This is a genomic window from Bdellovibrio sp. HCB337, assembly GCF_047302465.1.
Taxonomy (GTDB): Bacteria; Bdellovibrionota; Bdellovibrionia; order Bdellovibrionales; family Bdellovibrionaceae; genus JACMRP01.
On the sequence record NZ_CP178621.1, the window covers coordinates 1,165,047 to 1,183,380 of the forward strand.

Here is an 18,334-nt window from a genome sequence, read left to right on the forward strand (position 1 = left end):
AAGAAAACTTTAGTGGCTCTGGGACTTTGCCCACTTATAAAGGTCATCGGGAGAGAGTCCCGGAGTGCCATCTAACTTCCAATAGCTCTTTGGCCATACTTGCTTATTGAAGCTCATGGGCTTCGTAGGAATCCCTAAAAGCTTGCCAATCAGCTCCGTGCAATAAAGAGCATCGTCGGTCCAAGAGTACCAAAAATCAAAAGGCAGGCCCATATAGGGTTGTACGTCCGAGAGTTGAAGAGAGTGCGGGATCTCGACGACTTCAGCGATGGTGCCACGATGTTCAAGATCACTCCAAGAAATAAGGGCAACGCCCTCGCCAGGGTAGGCATTGAGCCACTGCTCACCAATGTCATCAAATTGAATAGCGGTGTGGGCGAAGCGCCCACCTGGTTCGTATTGAACTAAACGGCCATGACGATCATAAAGCTCTAAGAACGCAATGCGGGTTTTTGCTCCGGCGAAAGAGCTAAGAAGCAGTAAGAATGTCGTCAGAAAAAGACCGAACGATTTCATGCCCTAGTAGCTACGTTAAAAACCCAGCCAAGGCAAGAAAGCTAGAAAATAGATTTACGTTTTTTCAATTCCTCGTGCAGGGCCTTTTGCATTTTTTCCTGAATTTCATCGCAGATTTCACGAATCAAATTCATGTCTTTTTGTGCTTTAGGGCCATAAGGCAACTGGATCGGTTCTAGGAACTTGATTTTCCATTTTACAGGCAAAGGAATGACGTTCAGAGGCAACGGGATTACCAGGCCTTTTAAAAACTTAGTCAGCTTTAAATTGCTAAGATTGATTTGGCTTTCTTCGGCGCCAATGACAATACATGGAACAATCGGTGAGCCCGTTTCAAGCGCCATGCGTACGAAGCCGCGGCGGAACTCTTGCAACTCATACATTTTTTGCGTGGGTTTGAAGTTGCCAGCTTCGCCTTCCGGGAAAATCACAATGGCGTGTTTTTTTAACAGCTCATCGACGCCATTTTTGTAAGTGGCTTCGGTGAACCCCATTTTTTGCGCCGGTAATGCTGTCGTTTTCGTAAGAAACCAAAAGTGGTGGGTCAGGACTCGAGGAATACGTTTGGCATTCACGCTCAGAATATGCGCAAGAAGTACCGCATCAATTCCCATATAGCCTGAGTGATTCGGAGCAATAATCGCGGGGCCTCTTTTAGGAATGTGTTCTATGCCCTCGATTTGCAAACGGAAGTATTTGCGAACAAGCTCCATAATCCAACGAGGCAGAACGCGATACAATAAGACATCGCGTTCTAAATTTTTTAGATTAAAAATTTTTTCGTTGGGTTTCCTAAAAAAATTTATCATGATGATGACTGTCCAGGAGTTTGTATATGTCTCGTTATATCATCGCCATTGACCAGGGTACAACTAGCAGTCGCACCGCAATCGTGAACCAAGCCGGAGGTCTCGTTCATCAAAACAACGAAGATTTCCGTCAAATATTTCCGAAGCCAGGTTGGGTCGAACACGATCCTGAGGACATTTGGAAAACCACAGTCAATACTCTTAAAAAAGCCATGGAACAAACTCGCCTCCGCGGAGATCAGATTGCCGCGATTGGGATCACGAATCAAAGAGAAACGGTCGTTGTGTGGGATCGCAAGACGGGAAAGCCTATTTACAATGCCATCGTTTGGCAATGTCGCAGGACCCAAGACGTCTGCGAGAAACTAAAACGAAATAACAAAGAAAAAATGGTCACAAAAAAGACGGGCCTAGTGATCGACCCTTATTTCTCTGGATCTAAGATCCAGTGGATTCTTAAAAATGTTCCGGGCGCTAAAGAAAAAGCCCGAAAAGGTGAACTCGCTGCAGGCACGATCGACAGTTTCCTTTTGTGGAGACTTACCGGCGGCGAAAGTCACAAGACAGATGTCAGCAATGCTTCGCGCACGATGCTCATGAATATTCATACAGGTTGGTGGGATGAAGATCTGATGAAGCTCTTTGAAGTTCCAGCATCGATGCTTCCAGAGATTGCACCTTCGAGTGGTGAATTCGGAACAACAAAAGGTCTTGGCATGTTGCCTGATGGAATTCCAATAGCAGGTATCGCCGGAGACCAACAAGCAGCACTTTTCGGCCAAACGTGCTTCGATATGGGCGATGTAAAGTGCACGTTTGGAACAGGCAGCTTTATTCTTTTAAATACGGGACCTAAAGCGGTTGCATCCAAAGCGCGCCTCTTAACGACGATCGCTTGGAAATTACGCGATGAAAAAATGGTCTACGCACTCGAGGGCGGAGCTTTCATCTGCGGAGCTGCTGTTCAGTGGTTGCGTGATGGCTTGCAATTCTTCCAACACAGTTCTGAAGTAGAGCAATTAGCAGCTTCAGTCACAAGCAGCGAAGGCGTAGAGTTTGTACCGGCCCTCACGGGGTTGGGAGCTCCGCACTGGAATTCGGATGCTCGTGGCGTGATCTGTGGGTTGACTCGTGGATCAACGAAAGCGCATGTTGCGCGTGCGACTTTGGAAGCAATGGCTTTGCAAAATGTCGATATCCTTACAGCCATGCAAAAAGACTTGGGTCGCAAATTAAAAAGCATCAAAGTCGATGGCGGCGCTTCCTCGAATAACTTATTGATGCAACTGCAAGCAGATTATTCATCAACTCAAGTGGTGCGTCCGCAAATCGTAGAGAGCACGGCACTTGGCGCCGCTTATCTTGCGGGTTTGGGTGTTGGTTTTTGGAAGAACACCGGTGAAATCAAAAAAATCTGGAAGGTCGATCAAGAATTCAAAGTTGCGATGAACAGCAAAGATCGCGCAACAAGATTGGGCCGTTGGGCCGCGGCACTGAAGCGGGTTTAGGGACGAAGGTCCAAAACTAAAAAATCCGCTTAAGTATCACACGATGGCATAGTCGATGCTTTTGTTACGGAGGATGGTTATGAACATTCAAACTGTGGCAGATAAGACAAATCTTACGAAGCGGATGATCAGGCATTATGAAGACCTGGGACTCATTCAGCCCCAACGCGGAGACAATAATTACCGAGATTATTCTGAAGTGGATATCAATCGTCTTCAGTGTGTAAAAGCCTTGCGAAGTATCGGGTTTGGCCTAGAAGACATTGGGCACATTCTTAAAAGGGAAAATACAGAAGAAGTGTTAAGAAAACATCTTCAGGAACTGCTGCTGAAGCAGCAAGAAATCTTCATATATCAAAAAACTAATACAGATACCATCAAAGGACTTTTAAATTCTAAGGACAATATCATTGAGAGTCTTTTGGATCGCATCGCCAACGCACATTCGCCGCGCGAAGATGGTGATGATTCACTAAATAAACTTCTTAAAAGATCTCGTGTGATTCATGGTCGTATTGAAGAGTTAGATAAGATTGCTAATACAACAAAGTTTGGTCCGGATCGGGATTTCAAAATTTCTTTAACGCTATTTAGTGAGTTTGAAGAAGTTTTCAAGAAGCATACCTTTACGAAAGCCAGTGTTTGTTCTTGTGACGAACTTTACACTCATTTTCTATTGATGACTGAGGGGGGAGAAAAGTTTGATGCCGATTTTCATGAAATCGTTTGGATGCAATTTGCTACAAGCTGGCAAAAAGTTTCAGAAGTTTTTGCAATTACTTTTGAAGCATTGACCAATCAGATGGATTCTTTGGATAAGCTCTTTAGCCCCTTGGACTTAGCAATTTCAATGAGAGCTGAGAATGACAGAGGCGAGAGATTTCAAATCGTGATTCCATATAGCCCGATGCATACTTTTTTACGCAGAAAAATGGGCGTTTACCGACTGGAGTAAAGAAGTGCAGCCCTGTTAACCCTTTGAGTAAGGGCGCGGATTAGGAGTCAGAACTCGTTGTGGGGATTCCATATTCGCGCGGCCTTGGCGTTGGATGTCTTGAAAAACATGGGCTGGGATTGCAACGAACTTGATCGCGAAAAATCCGACGATGCCAGTATAATAAAGGCGTGCTGCAAATTTACGATCCATGTGGAAATAGCACTCGACAGAGACTCGTTCTTGCGACGAGATCGCTTCACGCCAAATGCGGGGGGAGAGTTTGCTCCAGAAAGTGGGCTTTTGCACCTCTACCACTTGGTATCCCGTATGGGTTCGAATGAATGTCATCGTCATGTGATAAGCTTGGCGACGGCGCTCGAGAATAGTTTTTTCTAAGTGATTTGCGATCATAAGTCCTGGCAGTATCAAGATCAGATTTCCAATCAGGATTTCCATCATGCTCAGAGAGCCCGCAAGCAAAGTTTTCTGCAGCAGAAAAAGACAAAGGTTACAAAACAGAAAATAGTAAATTGTGCTAAGAACCCAAAAACGGGGAGTGATCTTAAAGATAGAATTTCTAACGACCGACTCTAGTTGCTTTACCATTTAAATAGTTTTCAGTGTACAGAATGCAATGGCAAGTCACCATCAGGTCAGAGCGAAGCACACTACCAAAAACCGTTCCAGAAATGTCCGTTAAAAAAAGAGCACTTAGCGACGTCGAGCGACGACACTCAGAGAGACCTCGTCTTGATCTTCTTGATCGATGCTGACCGTTGCTTTTTCATTTTCGATAGTAATTACTCTAGGACTTGCAAGGATCGTGCGTTTGCCATCGCGGTCAATCGTGCCAACGACAAAACTTAGAGTGATCATATTTGAATTTGTTTCTGATTTTTCTTGAGTCGTTACGACTTCAATAAAACTTCCGTCTTTAGAGTTTTCATTGCGTTGAGAGATACTAGCTTTTTCGCCCTCAAGCGCAATCAGAGAAGGACTTGCGACTTTCTTGCCGTCAATGGAGAGTTCCATTTGCAACTCAAAAGCACTTTTCATTTCTTTTGTGGTAGCCACTGAAAGAGTCGAAGAAACCAAAATCAAACTAGCAAGAATCGCTTTGAACATAAAAACCTCGGAATCTTTATTTTCTTTCCATAAACTGATCGCCGGCCTTGAGCTGATCCGTCATATTTTTCAAGCGCACAACAAACGACTTCATCATGCAAGAGCACCAAACTGGAAGCTCCGAAAGAAGTTGTTCGTAGCCATCGGCAGAAACTTTAATCAAAGAAACTTCAGTAAGAGCTTGAGCCGATGCGGAACGGGGCTTGTTGTCTAGAAGTGCGAACTCACCAAACGATTCGCCTGCTTCAACGCGAATGATGTCGATGCGTTTGCCCATTTTATTTTTGGTGAAGATTTGAACTTGGCCCTGTTCTACGATGTAGAAATGGGTTTCGATGTCGCCTTCGAAAAAGATAAAATCGTTAGGCGCGTATGTTTCACGGACAATTGCCGTACCGCTTGTTTCTATGGCCATCGAAAACTCCCTCCTACGTACTGCTTAAATGAGCTTCTCTAGGTCGCGAACATTTTTAATATAACTAATCTTTTTATCCTTCGGGAGTTTAAAATCTCCCAAATGCTTTTTGTTAGAGAAAGGAACGACAAAATGCTGGAATCCAAGTTTATCTGCTTCCTTCATTCGAGTTTCGACGAAAGAAACTCCGCGCACTTCGCCAGTCAAACCGATCTCGCCAAAGAAAACTGTTTTTGCATCCAGTTCTTTGCGCCCTTCGGTCGATAGAATTGCTGCAGCTACCGCTAAATCCGCGGCAGGCTCCACCAACTTCAATCCTCCAACCACATTAATAAAAATGTCACTGTGACTTAAGCGAATGTCAAGATGTCGGTCTAGAACAGCCGTTAAAAGGTGAAGGCGGTTTACGTCAATACCCAAAGATGTTCGACGAGGCATTGCCATTGGGCTCGAAAGCGTGAGGGCTTGTACTTCGCAAAGAAGGGGGCGGGTCCCTTCCATCGATGCAAAAACTGCAGAGCCGATCAGTTGATCGCCGCGCTCTTCAAGGAAAAGCTCTGAAGGATTCGTGACTTCTTCGAGTCCCTTGGAGCTCATTTGGAAAACTCCCAATTCTTGAGCCGCGCCAAAACGATTTTTTAAAGAGCGCAACAAGCGGAAGTTGTAAGAGGGATCGCCATCAAACGAAAGAACGCAGTCCACCATGTGTTCCAAAACTTTGGGGCCGGCAATACTGCCTTCTTTGGTGACGTGACCGATCAGAATCACAGTGATTCCATCTTGCTTTGCAAGGCCCATAAGGTGGCCGGCACATTCACGAACCTGCGACACCGAACCCGGTGCCGCTTGCAAATCGGAAAGATAAACGGTTTGAATCGAGTCCACCACCAAGACATCTGGTTTTTTGGTGCGAGCCAAATCCATGATGGTGTGGAGGTTGCTTTCAGAGCCGATTTCAATATGCGGGCTCTTAATGCCTAAACGGTGAGCACGGGACCCGGTCTGAGCCACGCTTTCCTCACCCGAAATATACAGAACTCGGTGCTTGTGACCGGCTAGACCTCCGGCCATTTGTAAAAGCAAAGTGCTTTTACCAACCCCTGGAGATCCCCCTAAAAGAACAAAGCTTCCGGCAGCAAGACCACCACCAAGAACGCGATTGAGTTCTTGATAACCTGTATCAAAACGAGTCAGGTGAATTTCCTCTAGTCTTTGGTCTAGGGAAACGGGCTTCGCAGAGAGGGTTCGGCCCTCTTCAGCTCCCGTAGACCAGCCACGGGTCTTGGGTTCGGCTGAGACCATCTCCTCGACCAGTGTGTTCCAGGCGCCACAGTCGGTACATTTGCCTTCCCAACGGGATCTTTGCGCTCCGCAATTTTGACATACATATATCGTTTTGCTCTTCGATTTTGCCATGGTTATTCGGTATCATTAATTAAGGCGTATTACAAATATTTAAGGACTCAGGAGGAGCCCTTGTCCAAATTGAAAATTTCCTCAGGCTTCGCTCTCAAAACACTTCTTTTAGCCTCTCTTGTAACTATCGGCAGCACCACTTCTGCTGCGGATTCGGAGCTCTATACAAAGCTTCGCGAGTTGCAACAAAACGGCAAGAGCAGTGAAGCAATTCAGCTTTTACAAAAAGAAATTCAGAAGAACTCTTCTGGAGAAGATCGTAAACTTTTGCCGTTTAGCCTTGCGATGCTTTACTACAACAGTGGCGATTACGAAAAAGCCATCACGGCCTTTGAAGATATTCTGAAAGAAAAAACCAATCTTGAAGAGTATGCGTACTTCTATCGTGGCATGGCTTATTTCAAGCTTGGCAAAATGACAGAAGCGCAAAACGAATTTAAAAAAGTAGAGAGCGCAGCGCCTAATGTGAAGCTCAAAATTGATTCCATTTCAATGATGGGACAAATCGCGCTTCAGCAGAATGCGTTCAAAGATGCACGCAATCACTTTCAGAAAATTGAAAAGCGCACTCGTGGAACTGAAGAGTATCCAGAGGTTCTTTACTTCTTGGCGATGTCAGAGCAGGGGCTTGATAACCATCGCGTGATGTGCAAATGGGCCGAGAAAATCTACAGCCGCTATCCAGCGTCACCGCGAATTAAGGATTGGGGCTTTGACTTAGCGGAAAATAAAATCGGAACCAAGGCAACAGGTTGTGCTTCTGGTTTGGATGATTTCAGATCTCGCGTTCGTCATTTGATTTTTGCAGGCTACGACAAAAAAGCCCAAGACGAAATCAACGGCATTCGCGAGCGTCTTGTAAAAGAAGATCCTTATTTGGCAGATCAAGTACAAGCTCAGTACTTTGCTCAACAAGGAGAGCTTACAAAGGCTTACGAACTTCTTAAGCCTTATTATGAGAAAAAGAAAAATCACTTTGGTTACTTGATTACCTTTGCTTCTGTTTCTGCTCGTGCGGGTGAAGTACAGGCAGCGGTTGGCTCTTATTACTCGGCTTACAAAATGAGTCCGCGTGCAAAACAGGCCAAAGAAGCTCTTTATCAATCAGCATTCTTAAGCTATCAGTTCCAAGATTACGATGGGGCTGCTCGTCGTTTTAAAGAATTCATGAAGGTGTATCCGAACTCGGCGTTGAACCGCGATGCAAAGTGGCAGCTTGCTTGGATTAAATACCTAAAAGGGGATTACCAAGGCGCTTATGTCACTTTCAAGCAATTGCAGAGTGAAAAGGGCCGTGGTCGTCGTGGCAGAGCGAAGTATCCGGCAGATCGTATGAACTACTGGATGGCGATGAGTTTGTACCGCCAAGAAAAATTCGACCAAGCAAAGACCTTGTTTGATGATCTCGCAAAAGATCCTTTGATGGGATACTACTCGATCGCTGCTCAATATCGCTTGAAGAAAATCCAAGGCTTGGCACCAAAAATCGCAAGTCGTGGTATGGCGTCTGAGTACGCGCCACGTTGGGCGTCTCGTATGCCTTCAAGTGAATTCATGATTCCTACAGTCGATGATCGCATGATGTTGCCAATGGATACGGCAGAGCGTGAGACCGAAGAGGGACTTGTCATGCAAGAGCTTGCTGAAGAATCTGGCGACGTCGATTCTAACGAAGCTGCTGAAGGCACTGACGAGAAGCAAGTTGAAGTTGCAGAGCTCACAGAGACCGACAAAGAGCAGGGTGCAAGCCCGGTGTTGGCAAAACGTTTTGAAAAAGCCCGTGACTTGATGTCGGTAGGTCTTGAAGACTGGGCGAAGTGGGACCTTTACGATATTGAAAAGAAAACTCGCAACAAAGACTTCATGAAGTCTTTGATGACCGAGTACAACTCTGTTGGTTATTTCCACCGTTCTTCTTATATTGGCCAAGTTTATTTCTCGGGCCAACGTTCAACGGGTCTTGAGATCAGCCGTAACTTCTGGGAATACGCTTATCCAAAAGCATTCTCGGGTTATGTAGAGAAATATTCGAAAGACTTCTCTGTGCCAAACGAACTTGTTTGGGGCATTATGCGCGCAGAAAGCCAGTATCGCAAAGATGCGATTTCTCCGGTAGGAGCTTTGGGACTTATGCAGGTGATGCCATTCACGGGCTACCGTGTGGCAAATTTGCTAGGCGAAAAAGACTTCCAACCGCGCCAGCTTTTAGAGCCAAGTGCTGCTATCAAAATGGGAAGCCGTTATTTGCAAAGATTGATGGTTAAGTTCGACAACACGATCCCGTTAGTGGCTGCTGGTTACAATGCAGGCCCACACCGTGTGAAAAACTGGTTGGCATCTTTCGGCCATCTTGAAACGGATGAGTTCATCGAGCACATTCCATTCTTGGAAACTCGTAACTACGTTAAAAAGGTTGTGTCTAACTGCCACGTGTATTCACAGTTGTATGGAAATAAAAAAGATCTTTTTGCATACCTCGTAGATCCAATTCCGCATCAGACTGACGGACAGATGGTTCAAAAGGAATCATGGGATGACATCTAGAGAGGACGTGAGAGTTCTTTTTGCGCGTAAACTTGTTGAAACTCTCACGGCTCTCTTAGCTCTGGTGTTTTTAAGTTTTCTATTCTTGCACGCTATGCCAGGGGGACCCTTCGATGAAGAGATCTCCCTGAATCCCGCCGTTAAAGAAAACCTGATCCGACAATGGGCTCTTGATCAGCCCTTCTTGACTCAGTTCACGCATTACCTCAAAGGCCTTTTTAAGGGTGATCTTGGTAGTTCAATGGTTCAATCCGGCAAAACGGTCAGTGAGCTTTTGCTGCAAGGCTTTTCGCAGACTCTGATGTTGAATGTGCTGGCGATCATTGTGTCCTACCTTTTGGCTTTTTTTACCAGCTCCGTTGCAGCGATGAAGGCGGGGACCTTGACCGCTCGTAGTATTGAAGCGATCAATGTCGTGGCGATTTCATTGCCGTCTTTGTTTTTAGGCCCGGTGCTAATTTATCTTTTTGGTTTTTATCTGAATCTTTTGCCAACAGCTTTTCTGTCGTCACCAGCGCATTATATTTTGCCGGTTCTGACCTTAAGCCTTCGCCCGTGGGCCCAACTGAATTTGCTTTTGACGAACTCTTTGCAGGAAACCTTGCAATTGGATTTCATCCGCACAGCAAAAGCAAAAGGTCTTTCGCGCTGGCAAATTCTAGTGAATCACGCTTACAAAAACTCGCTGATGCCAATTCTATCTATGAGTGGACCACTTATCGTGGGCCTGATCTCGGGCTCTTTCTTGGTAGAGATTTTGTTTTCAATCCCAGGCTTGGGACAGCAATTTGTTGAAAGTTTAAACTTGCGTGATTATCCCGTCGTCATGGGTTTGGTATTAGTTTACGGAATCAGCTTGATTGTTATGACAAATGTTTTTGATGCCTGCGCGCTATGGGTGGACCCAAGACTGCGAGGCCAGAAGTGAAAATAAAGTCCTGGCACGTCGGTGCTTTTTTCCTCGGGATACTTTGTTTGTTGTCAGTCTCGGTAGAAACATTAACGGGCTTTGCTTTTGATTTTCAAAACACAGAAAATATTTTGCAAACTCCGAATGCTCTGCACTGGTTCGGGACGGATTCCCTCGGACGCGATGTCTTCACCAGAGTGTTTTATGGAGCCCGTGTTTCTTTGTTCGTGGCACTGTTTTCAAGCCTTATTACGATGGTTGTAGGTATTTGCGTTGGTGCCTTAGCAGGGTGGTTTGGTGGCTATCCAGAGCGTATTCTGATTCGTAGCGTGGATGTTCTGCAAGCGATTCCTAGTTTTTTGCTGGTGTCTTTATTGTGTTTGTTTCTTCAGAGCATTCTAGAAATCGGCGATTTCAATATTAAAACGCTCATTTCGTTAGCCGTGAGTATTTCGTTAGTGCATTGGTTCAATGTCGCGAAGGTCACTCGTGGCCAGACAAAACAGATTAAGGTGCTAAGTTATATCGAAGCCGCGCGTGCTTTAGGGGCAACGCCATTCAGGATTTTTATTCGCCATGTATTACCGAATATGCAAGGCACTTTGCTGGTGCTTTTCGCTTTACAGATTCCAGCCAGTATCTTGTACGAGAGCATGATCAGCTTTGCGGGCTACGGTTTGCAGTCCCCACAAGTCAGCTGGGGCATTCTATTACAAGAAGGGTGGCGGTCCCTGTCGCAGTTCCCGCACTTGTTATTGCTGCCAGCACTAGTTCTCTTTTTAACGGTGCTTAGTTTTCACCTGATCCTCTTTAGACGTCGGAAGGTCGATCTCTAAGCATACAGCGAAAGCTTTTTGGACAGCTGGCAAAAATAAAATATACATCTTTCCACAATCATTCTAGTGACGGATCTAGAGGCTTACTGAAGTATTTTCTCAATTTGAGTCGGGTACCCGTTTTGCATTTAAAATGGTCAATAATAGTGGGGTCCTTATGAAGTCTATGAAGCTGGGGTTCAATCATTTGAGATTTGCAGTCGGTGCTATCGCTCTTTTGGCGTTGTTTCAGAATTGCTCTGCCGCACGCTTTACGACGGACTCCATGGTTTTATCAGAGCGATCTCAAGGAGATGATGGACAGATTGCAGGACCTCAACCTGGAGATGATGGGAATAACCCACAAGGAAATCCTGGTAATGATGGGTCGACTCCTGGACGTGGAGGTAACGGTGATGACCCAAATCGTGATATTTGTGATGCCCGTTACTCAGAGGTTGTAGGTAAGCACACTCCAAAAAAACTTTGCGCTTCAGCAACGACAGTTCGCTTTATGGCGGGCCAGCACTATTATGTGGGGGATGTTTCTATCGCTATTAAACAGGGTCAACTGTTAGTGCAAATTTCATTGATGGGCAATGTGGTAATGCGTGAAAGCCATGTCGACATCGCTAGTTCACCAGCGGAACTGCAAACAAGCCCAGGGCAATTTGAATTTAAGCAAAATCATTCTCCGCTAGTATCTGAATACATTTACCAAATTTCTTTAGAAGGTTCTCAGTTGAGTGTCGGACAAACCATCTATGCTCGAGTGCATGCTGCTGTAGAGCCTGGTCAAAACTCCATGTTATGTGGTGGAGAGACCGCATGGGGGGAGGGTGTTCGTAGCGGTGTTGGCTGGTCAATGCACATCCCAGTCACAATCGGTGAGTGCTCGAATTAGAATGTATTTTTTCGGAGTCACAGCAGTTCGCACAAAATCCATGCTTTGATTCCGGAGTGCAGAAGTAAGCATACAAAAGCAGATATTTAGGCGCCGAAAGTTTTAATTAACGAGCGCCTTTTCTTTCTGCTCTTCCGTCATGAGCTTTGGTGCCTGGTGGGAATAATTTGATTTTACCAGCCTTTGCATCTGCACCGACCTGATTGACCTTTTCAATCGCTGCCGTTTCTTCCTTCGTAGGATTTAAACAAGTGGTATAGGATTTAAAGAAATACTCTCCGAGTTTTCCCATTGGATGTTTTGTGGGGTCCTCGGATTTTCCGTTCGCGACCACTTTCACAACCTCGTAGGCTTCACCTTTTTTGGCAACGGTGGTGACGCCACTGACTTCGCCATTTACTTTTTCTGTTATTACAAGCTGACCATCTTTTGTTTCGTAGTCTTGCGTAATAGTGTCGCCGGTCACATGGGCCGTCGTATTCGTAATGACATTTCCTTTTTTCTGGCAAAGACCAGTTGGGATATGAGACTCACTGGCCATGGTTTCGCCAGAATAAACTGCGGCTCCCACACCCGCAGCTGCGGCTCCGGCAATCGATGTGCCGGCTATGGCCATCGGTGCTCCGCCGCCGCCCTCAAAAATGGCAACAAGGACACCTGCAATTGCGCCAAAAAGAAACAGAATTAGGATCGGGCTCGGGCCGTCGTAGTCTTCGTATTGAGCGTGAGCTTGAGGGACGAGGATATCAAGCAGCGACGTTGTCTTTTTCTGACCCATGTCTGTTTGGAATTTTTTAAAGTTCGCGAGCAGAGTGTGTGTCTTATCGTAGGAGAACTCTTTGCCATTAAGATGGATTTTTCCATTCATCATTGCCAGCGTATTTTTACCAGATACATAATTACCGTCGTTTTGACGTTTAAATTTAAGCGGCTTCTGTTTTAGGCCCTTAACGCCAAGGTGCTGTTTGAACTCTTCGGCCTCTTGGGGCTTCCCATTTGTTATTGAAATAATATTGATCAAACTTTCTGCGTCGGCACTGGCATTGTTATACGCGACAGCGATATTAAGAGCACCGGGGATATTAGCTTTTGGTGGGACGTTTTTCGAGATGCCTGCAAAACTAGTTTGTGCGGCAAAAATTCCTGCGATGATTATCTTTAGCATCGGGTATCCCTTCGACTTATAAATTAGTATCAGTATATTCGAAGAGGACCGCTCCAAAAGAGGCTCGTGCATTGAAAGCGAATAAATCTAGCCCTACGGCTAACTAGATTCCCGGGTGCTCCCGAGCGTCGTGTTGACTACGGAAAACAGAAGCATCTATTTCTGTCTTAGTTTGCAAAGCGTGACAATTTTAGAGCGAACCACTTCGCACAGAGGAAGGGCCCCTGGAGGAGTGTTGCCGCAAGGATTGTAATCCACAGGGCAGTACGCGTAAGACGGTACAAGATGCTCAGTCTTTGTCTCGATAAGAATGGCAGTTGCGACTTTTTCGACCTCGGCTTGTTGTAAGCGTCCCATTTGGAATTCGCTGATAGCAATATCGTAAGCCGTAATGAATGGTACTACTTGCGAAGGCAATTGCTTCAGGACAGTTTGACGTAAGTAAACCGGATGAATCTTGTCGGCGTGCTTTTTGTAAAGTTCATTCGCAAGTTCGATGCTAGGACCAGAATTATCAAAGATGACAATGAACTTACGTTCTGGATTTTCCGCAAGCAGGTTTTCAATGTGACCGGTTTTAAATTTTCCGATGGACCACTCTGTGAACCAGTTGCGCAAATACAGGCGTGAAGCCGGGTAGTGGGATTCTTTCAGAAAGTTTTCGATGCGCTTGTGAAACCAAGTTGCAATGCCGCTAATCAGAGTGAATTTGATTTTACCGGATTCTTCGCTGGTGATGACCTGATAAAGTTCAGGCATCCCGGCAAAGGTTTTATCATCTTCAAGAATTTTAAGAGCAGCTTTAGTGAGGCCGGTGTTTTCAGCCTGGCGTAGGACATCGTCAAAGCCGCTAATGATCAGCGGCTTTTGGTGAAGATTACCCGAGACTGGTGGCGTTTGCGCATTTACAAAGCCACCAGAAAACAGAAACAAAACAAGGAGTAAAAATCTAGACATTGAAACGGAAGAACAAAACGTCGCCATCTTTTACGATGTACTCTTTGCCCTCGACACGGTACTTGCCCGCGTCCTTCACAGCTTGTTCGCTCTTAAGCGCAAACAAGTCTTCACAGTGATAAGTCTCAGCACGGATGAAACCACGTTCAAAGTCAGTGTGGATCACACCAGCTGCTTGAGGAGCCTTCGTACCAGCACGGATGGTCCATGCACGTACTTCTTTTTCACCCGCTGTGAAATAAGTTTGAAGACCCAACAATTTGTAAGCTTCGCGAATCAAACGATTCAAGCCTGGTTCCTCAGCGCCCAAAGCGTCCAAGAAATCCTTACGCTCTTCTTTTGGCAACTGAGCAATCTCAGCTTCCATCGCAGAGCAGATCAAGATCGTCGTGTTGCCTTCTTCAGCCGCACGTTTTTCAACAGATTTTGTCCAATCATTGCCACCAGCTGCAAAGTCCGCATCAGACACGTTCATTGCATATAATTGTGGTTTCGCAGTCAGAAGATGCATCTCTTTCAAGTATGGAAGCTCTTGATCATCCATTGCTACAGAGCGAGCAGGAAGACCTTTGCCCAAAGCCTCAACGACTTTACGAGCTACTTCGTATTCCATTTTGATTTTCTTATCAGTGCCGGTCTTTGCAGTTTTCTCAACGCGCTTTACGCGTTTTTCAGCAGAATCAAGATCTGCAAGCATCAACTCAGTGTTGATAATTTCCATGTCGCGAACAGGATCAACGCTGCCAGATACGTGGATGATATTTGGATCGTCAAAGCAACGAACTACGTGAACGATCGCATCCGTAGAACGAATGTGGCTTAGGAATTGGTTCCCAAGGCCTTCACCTTGGCTGGCACCTTTTACGATACCTGCGATATCCACGAACTCCATTGTTGTTGGAACTGTACTTTGAGGCTTTACGAAGCCAACGATTTTATCCATACGAGGATCTGGAACAGTTACCACGCCAACGTTAGGGTCGATAGTACAGAAAGGGTAGTTGGCAGCCTCAGCTTTTGCTGAAGTCAAAGCATTGAACAGGGTGCTTTTACCCACATTTGGAAGACCAACGATACCAACTTGTAAAGCCATGAATACTCTCCTTGCGGACACGCAGGATGTGGAGGCCTGGAGGGCCGAAACTGGACTGCGTGCGAAAAAAAACAATATAAACTAAGAATTAAACTTCGTCGAAGCTTTTTGGACCCCATCATTCATGATGCTCTCAACGGCGTCACAGGCGCGATTGAGGAAATCCGGAAGCTGCGTAAATTCGTCCTGAGTGAACTTTTGTAGAACATAATCAGGAACAGGAATGTTTGGATTCTCAGGACGCCCTACGCCTAAACGGAGGCGGGTATAATCCATCGAGCCCAACAAACCAGAAACACTTTTAATACCGTTATGACCGCCGTGCCCGCGGTTTTTCTGAATCTTCATTTTTGCAAACGGTTGATCAATTTCATCCTGCAAAACAATCAGGTGATCCAGAGCAATTTTGTAAAACCCCATCAGAGGCTGTACCGATTCGCCCGAGAGATTCATGTAAGTCTGAGGTTTGCAGAAAATAACTGGATGATCGCCGATCTTAGTTTGGCAAATCTCGGCTTTGAATTGATTCTTCATCACCGGATTGCCAAGACCTTTTAAAAAATAATCCACGGCCATGAAGCCGATATTATGCCGCGTGAGTGCGTATTGATTTCCGGGATTTCCGAGGCCTACGATCAGCCACATAATCTTTGATCTCCAAAAACAAAAAAAGCGGCTTTGTGGGCCGCTTTTTGAGGTGGTTCATTAAACCAATTACTTCTTCGCTGGAGTAGCTGCTTTTGCGTCTTTTGCTGGAGCTGCTGCGCCCGCTGCCGGAGCTGCTGCACCTGCTGCTGGAGCTGCCGCTGCTGCTGGAGTAGCTGCAACTTCTTCTTCCTGAACAACAACAACCGCGATTGTGTCTTCTGGACGGCTCATTACTTTTACAGTGCTTGGCAAAGTCAAATCAGATACGTGAAGAGCATCACCTACGCCCAAGTTAGAAACGTCTGCAGTGAATGATTCAGGGATATCTGTAGGAAGACATTCTACCTCGATCTGACGAGATACAACGTTCAATAGACCGCCTTCAGCGATACCGATTGGTTTACCTTCCAATTTAACTTCAACGAATACGCGAACAGTTTTAGTCATATCAAGAGCGAACAAATCAACGTGAACTGGACGACGAGTCAAAGGATGAACGTCTACAGACTTCATCAATACAACTTTACCGTTCAATTTGCCGTTATCGCTTTTCAAGTTGAAAAGAGCATTCTCGAATGCACGAGTGTTGTACTTAACGATGAATTTTTCATCGATAGTTACGTTGGCGTTTTCGATAGCGCCATAAACTACGCCTGGAACGTGGCGGTTGTTACGGATTGCGCGGCTGTTGTGTTTACCAGTCTCGCGAGCAGCTACTGCTAGATCAATTCTTTGTTTCATTGTTTCTTCCTCACTAGTTTAGATCCATCCCCATACGGGTACTGATCACTTGTTAACAATTCCAGAGGTGAGTTGCTTAATCAAAAAGCGAACTTACCGAGTCGTTGCCGTGGATGCGTTTGATGGCTTCAGCCAACAAAGGCGCTACCGATACGACCTCAAACTTGCCACACGCTTTCGCGGCGTCAGAAAGTGGGATCGTGTCTGTGACCCACACTTTTTCAATCGAGCTTTCTTTAATACGAGAAATGGCTGGGCCCGACAGAACCGGATGCGTTGCAACGGCGAAGACACGTTTTGCCCCATTCTTGATAAGACTGTCAACCCCTTGTGTAAGGGTTCCAGCCGTATCAATCATGTCGTCGATGATCACAGCGGTTTTACCGGTGACATCCCCGATAAGATGCAGAGCTTTGGCCTCATTTGGGCCAGAACGGCGTTTGTCGATGATGGCCATCGAGCTTTCGATTCTTTTGGCAAAGGCACGGGTTCTTTCGACCCCTCCAGCGTCAGGACTCACCGCGACAAAGTCAGAGCCAACCCCTAGGTGTTCCCTCCAGGCGCGGGCCAGGGTCGGGATAGCAAATAAGTGGTCTACGGGGCCGTTAAAAAAGCCCTGAATTTGTGTCGCATGAAGGTCCACCGAAACCACCCGGTCGACACCGGCTGTGGTTAAAAGATCGGCCATGAGTTTTGCAGAAATGGGGGCCCGGGGGGCGACTTTGCGATCTTGGCGGGCGTATCCGAAGTAGGGGATCACCGCCGTGATCTGAGCCGCCGAGGCTCTTTTCAAAGCGTCGACCATAATGAAAAGTTCCATGTAGCTTTGATTGACCGGAGGACATGTACTTTGGATCACAAAGACATTCTGTCCGCGGACGCTTTCATGGATTTCAATTTGGACTTCACCGTCAGCGAAACTGCTGACTTGAGAGTAACCGAGCTCTACACCTGCGGCTTCGGCTACTTTACGTGCTAGGCTAGGATGGGAATTACCCGTAAAGATTTTTAGGCCCTTCATCACTCGTAGTCTCCTGAGTTAAAAGTGCATTTGGGAAGCACGCTAGCAAGGGGTTTAGGCTTTGTCCACTTCTGGACGATGATTGATGAAATTTTTGGCTGCGGCTACTGGGGGAAAGCCAATCCCTGCGTTGGTCGTCGTCGCAGTACGCTATGTACAGCTTCCTCCTTCCGCCTTGGCCTTGGCTTTCCCCCAGTAGCCGCCATTCAGGGTGTCATGAGGGCTGGTTTTGCTAAAACGGCGTTTTCACGGGGGTTTTCTGTTGTTAGACTTTTCCCTATGCTTATTTTAAATCCCTATACCCACGATGAGCGCTTTACGTTGGAAGCTGATATTTCCATCAATGGCTCGCATATCACCTTCGAATACGCCGTTTCCGACCGGGCAGGGCTTTTTGAGCTCCCAACCGCGGCGGCTCTCTGGAAAAAAGAAGACGTTTCCCGTCGCGACGGCCTTTGGAATTCGACCTGCTTTGAGGCCTTCCTTCAACCGATCGGGAGTGAACAGTACTACGAATTTAATTTCTCTTTGCAACCGGCTTGGCAGGCTTATGCCTTCGACGGTTATCGAGTGCCTCAGCCGCCACCTCCGGCATTGGATTTTGCCATCGAAAGTCTCGAGTGGATTCCGGTACAGAATCGTTTAGTGGCCCGTGTGGAAAATCGCAGCCCCTTTAATAAATTTCAGGTGGGACTGACCGCGATTCTGCAAGAGAAAAATCAGAACAAACATTACTGCGCTTTGGCTCACAAAGGGCCAAAGCCAGATTTTCATTTGGGTGAAAGCTTCACCTTGCTTCGAGGAGTTTAG

General features: G+C 46.2%; 19 protein-coding genes. 7 read left to right on the plus strand and 12 right to left on the minus strand.

Features of this window, described 5'->3' with window-relative positions; all coding sequences use genetic code 11:
* Nucleotides 1-9: 9 nt before the first annotated feature.
* Together ACLWBB_RS05625 and ACLWBB_RS05630 are read right to left on the minus strand one after the other, a co-directional pair.
* Complete coding sequence (locus ACLWBB_RS05625; RefSeq protein WP_413290613.1) at nt 10-516, minus strand: hypothetical protein; 507 nt, start codon at nt 514-516, stop codon at nt 10-12.
* A gap of 41 nt (nt 517-557) precedes the next feature.
* Nucleotides 558-1,256 carry a lysophospholipid acyltransferase family protein gene (locus ACLWBB_RS05630; protein WP_413290615.1) on the minus strand — a complete coding sequence of 233 codons (699 nt, stop codon included), beginning with the start codon at nt 1,254-1,256 and terminating at the stop codon, nt 558-560.
* Nucleotides 1,257-1,351: 95 nt separating this feature from the next.
* On the opposite strand from ACLWBB_RS05630, the gene glpK reads away from it, so the two are divergent.
* Together glpK and ACLWBB_RS05640 are read left to right on the plus strand one after the other, a co-directional pair.
* The gene (gene glpK / locus ACLWBB_RS05635) at nt 1,352-2,833 is read left to right on the plus strand and encodes a glycerol kinase GlpK (protein WP_413290617.1); all 1,482 of its coding nucleotides are present in this window, start codon (nt 1,352-1,354) and stop codon (nt 2,831-2,833) included.
* Between the two features lie 79 nt (nt 2,834-2,912).
* Nucleotides 2,913-3,788, plus strand: a complete 876-nt coding sequence (locus tag ACLWBB_RS05640; RefSeq protein WP_413290620.1) for a MerR family transcriptional regulator — start codon at nt 2,913-2,915, stop codon at nt 3,786-3,788.
* Between the two features lie 15 nt (nt 3,789-3,803).
* Here the strand turns inward: ACLWBB_RS05640 and ACLWBB_RS05645 are convergent, their stop codons facing one another.
* The 4 genes from ACLWBB_RS05645 to radA form a co-directional block, all read right to left on the minus strand.
* The gene (locus ACLWBB_RS05645; protein WP_413290621.1) at nt 3,804-4,376 is read right to left on the minus strand and encodes a hypothetical protein; all 573 of its coding nucleotides are present in this window, start codon (nt 4,374-4,376) and stop codon (nt 3,804-3,806) included.
* A gap of 105 nt (nt 4,377-4,481) precedes the next feature.
* On the minus strand, nt 4,482-4,895 hold the full coding sequence (locus tag ACLWBB_RS05650; RefSeq protein WP_413290623.1) for a hypothetical protein: 414 nt from the start codon (nt 4,893-4,895) through the stop codon (nt 4,482-4,484).
* Between the two features lie 16 nt (nt 4,896-4,911).
* Complete coding sequence (locus ACLWBB_RS05655) at nt 4,912-5,310, minus strand: Crp/Fnr family transcriptional regulator (RefSeq protein ID WP_413290625.1); 399 nt, start codon at nt 5,308-5,310, stop codon at nt 4,912-4,914.
* A gap of 24 nt (nt 5,311-5,334) precedes the next feature.
* Entirely contained in the window at nt 5,335-6,726 is a 1,392-nt protein-coding gene (gene radA, locus ACLWBB_RS05660) for a DNA repair protein RadA (RefSeq protein ID WP_413290627.1), read from the minus strand.
* Nucleotides 6,727-6,786: 60 nt separating this feature from the next.
* Between radA and ACLWBB_RS05665 the strand changes: the two genes are divergently transcribed.
* The 4 genes from ACLWBB_RS05665 (at nt 6,787) to ACLWBB_RS05680 (ending at nt 11,899) form a co-directional block, all read left to right on the plus strand.
* Complete coding sequence (locus ACLWBB_RS05665) at nt 6,787-9,270, plus strand: transglycosylase SLT domain-containing protein (RefSeq protein ID WP_413290629.1); 2,484 nt, start codon at nt 6,787-6,789, stop codon at nt 9,268-9,270.
* Nucleotides 9,260-10,198, plus strand: a complete 939-nt coding sequence (locus tag ACLWBB_RS05670; RefSeq protein ID WP_413290632.1) for an ABC transporter permease — start codon at nt 9,260-9,262, stop codon at nt 10,196-10,198. Before ACLWBB_RS05665 ends, ACLWBB_RS05670 begins: the two co-directional genes overlap by 11 nt.
* A gap of 47 nt (nt 10,199-10,245) precedes the next feature.
* Nucleotides 10,246-11,016, plus strand: a complete 771-nt coding sequence (locus tag ACLWBB_RS05675; protein ID WP_413290634.1) for an ABC transporter permease — start codon at nt 10,246-10,248, stop codon at nt 11,014-11,016.
* A 157-nt stretch (nt 11,017-11,173) separates the two neighbouring features.
* Nucleotides 11,174-11,899 carry a hypothetical protein gene (locus tag ACLWBB_RS05680; RefSeq protein WP_413290636.1) on the plus strand — a complete coding sequence of 242 codons (726 nt, stop codon included), beginning with the start codon at nt 11,174-11,176 and terminating at the stop codon, nt 11,897-11,899.
* A 106-nt stretch (nt 11,900-12,005) separates the two neighbouring features.
* On the opposite strand, the gene ACLWBB_RS05685 is transcribed toward ACLWBB_RS05680, so the two are convergent.
* The 6 genes from ACLWBB_RS05685 to ACLWBB_RS05710 form a co-directional block, all read right to left on the minus strand.
* Nucleotides 12,006-13,064: a hypothetical protein gene (locus ACLWBB_RS05685; RefSeq protein WP_413290638.1), complete on the minus strand. Its 1,059-nt coding sequence runs from the start codon at nt 13,062-13,064 to the stop codon at nt 12,006-12,008.
* Between the two features lie 156 nt (nt 13,065-13,220).
* On the minus strand, nt 13,221-14,021 hold the full coding sequence (locus tag ACLWBB_RS05690; protein WP_413290640.1) for a phosphatase domain-containing protein: 801 nt from the start codon (nt 14,019-14,021) through the stop codon (nt 13,221-13,223).
* A complete protein-coding gene (ychF, locus tag ACLWBB_RS05695; RefSeq protein WP_413290642.1) occupies nt 14,014-15,114 on the minus strand; it encodes a redox-regulated ATPase YchF in 1,101 nt (366 codons plus the stop codon). The genes ACLWBB_RS05690 and ychF overlap by 8 nt, the downstream gene beginning before the upstream one ends.
* Before the next feature lie 81 nt (nt 15,115-15,195).
* Nucleotides 15,196-15,759, minus strand: a complete 564-nt coding sequence (pth, locus tag ACLWBB_RS05700) for an aminoacyl-tRNA hydrolase (protein WP_413290643.1) — start codon at nt 15,757-15,759, stop codon at nt 15,196-15,198.
* Between the two features lie 69 nt (nt 15,760-15,828).
* Entirely contained in the window at nt 15,829-16,503 is a 675-nt protein-coding gene (locus ACLWBB_RS05705; protein ID WP_413290644.1) for a 50S ribosomal protein L25, read from the minus strand.
* 76 nt (nt 16,504-16,579) lie between these two features.
* Entirely contained in the window at nt 16,580-17,527 is a 948-nt protein-coding gene (locus ACLWBB_RS05710) for a ribose-phosphate diphosphokinase (protein WP_413290645.1), read from the minus strand.
* A 75-nt stretch (nt 17,528-17,602) separates the two neighbouring features.
* Between ACLWBB_RS05710 and ACLWBB_RS05715 the strand changes: the two genes are divergently transcribed.
* Entirely contained in the window at nt 17,603-18,334 is a 732-nt protein-coding gene (locus ACLWBB_RS05715; protein ID WP_413290646.1) for a hypothetical protein, read from the plus strand.

Bases quoted from the DNA above. Each gene is read 5' to 3' on its own strand.
- ACLWBB_RS05625 (WP_413290613.1), bottom strand. From the start codon at position 516: ATGAAATCGTTCGGTCTTTTTCTGACGACATTCTTACTGCTTCTTAGC.
- glpK (WP_413290617.1), top strand. From the start codon at position 1,352: ATGTCTCGTTATATCATCGCCATTGACCAGGGTACAACTAGCAGTCGC.
- ACLWBB_RS05640 (WP_413290620.1), top strand. From the start codon at position 2,913: ATGAACATTCAAACTGTGGCAGATAAGACAAATCTTACGAAGCGGATG.
- ACLWBB_RS05645 (WP_413290621.1), bottom strand. From the start codon at position 4,376: ATGGTAAAGCAACTAGAGTCGGTCGTTAGAAATTCTATCTTTAAGATC.
- ACLWBB_RS05650 (WP_413290623.1), bottom strand. From the start codon at position 4,895: ATGTTCAAAGCGATTCTTGCTAGTTTGATTTTGGTTTCTTCGACTCTT.
- ACLWBB_RS05655 (WP_413290625.1), bottom strand. From the start codon at position 5,310: ATGGCCATAGAAACAAGCGGTACGGCAATTGTCCGTGAAACATACGCG.
- radA (WP_413290627.1), bottom strand. From the start codon at position 6,726: ATGGCAAAATCGAAGAGCAAAACGATATATGTATGTCAAAATTGCGGA.
- ACLWBB_RS05670 (WP_413290632.1), top strand. From the start codon at position 9,260: ATGACATCTAGAGAGGACGTGAGAGTTCTTTTTGCGCGTAAACTTGTT.
- ACLWBB_RS05680 (WP_413290636.1), top strand. From the start codon at position 11,174: ATGAAGTCTATGAAGCTGGGGTTCAATCATTTGAGATTTGCAGTCGGT.
- ACLWBB_RS05685 (WP_413290638.1), bottom strand. From the start codon at position 13,064: ATGCTAAAGATAATCATCGCAGGAATTTTTGCCGCACAAACTAGTTTT.
- ACLWBB_RS05690 (WP_413290640.1), bottom strand. From the start codon at position 14,021: ATGTCTAGATTTTTACTCCTTGTTTTGTTTCTGTTTTCTGGTGGCTTT.
- ychF (WP_413290642.1), bottom strand. From the start codon at position 15,114: ATGGCTTTACAAGTTGGTATCGTTGGTCTTCCAAATGTGGGTAAAAGC.
- pth (WP_413290643.1), bottom strand. From the start codon at position 15,759: ATGTGGCTGATCGTAGGCCTCGGAAATCCCGGAAATCAATACGCACTC.
- ACLWBB_RS05705 (WP_413290644.1), bottom strand. From the start codon at position 16,503: ATGAAACAAAGAATTGATCTAGCAGTAGCTGCTCGCGAGACTGGTAAA.
- ACLWBB_RS05715 (WP_413290646.1), top strand. From the start codon at position 17,603: ATGATTGATGAAATTTTTGGCTGCGGCTACTGGGGGAAAGCCAATCCC.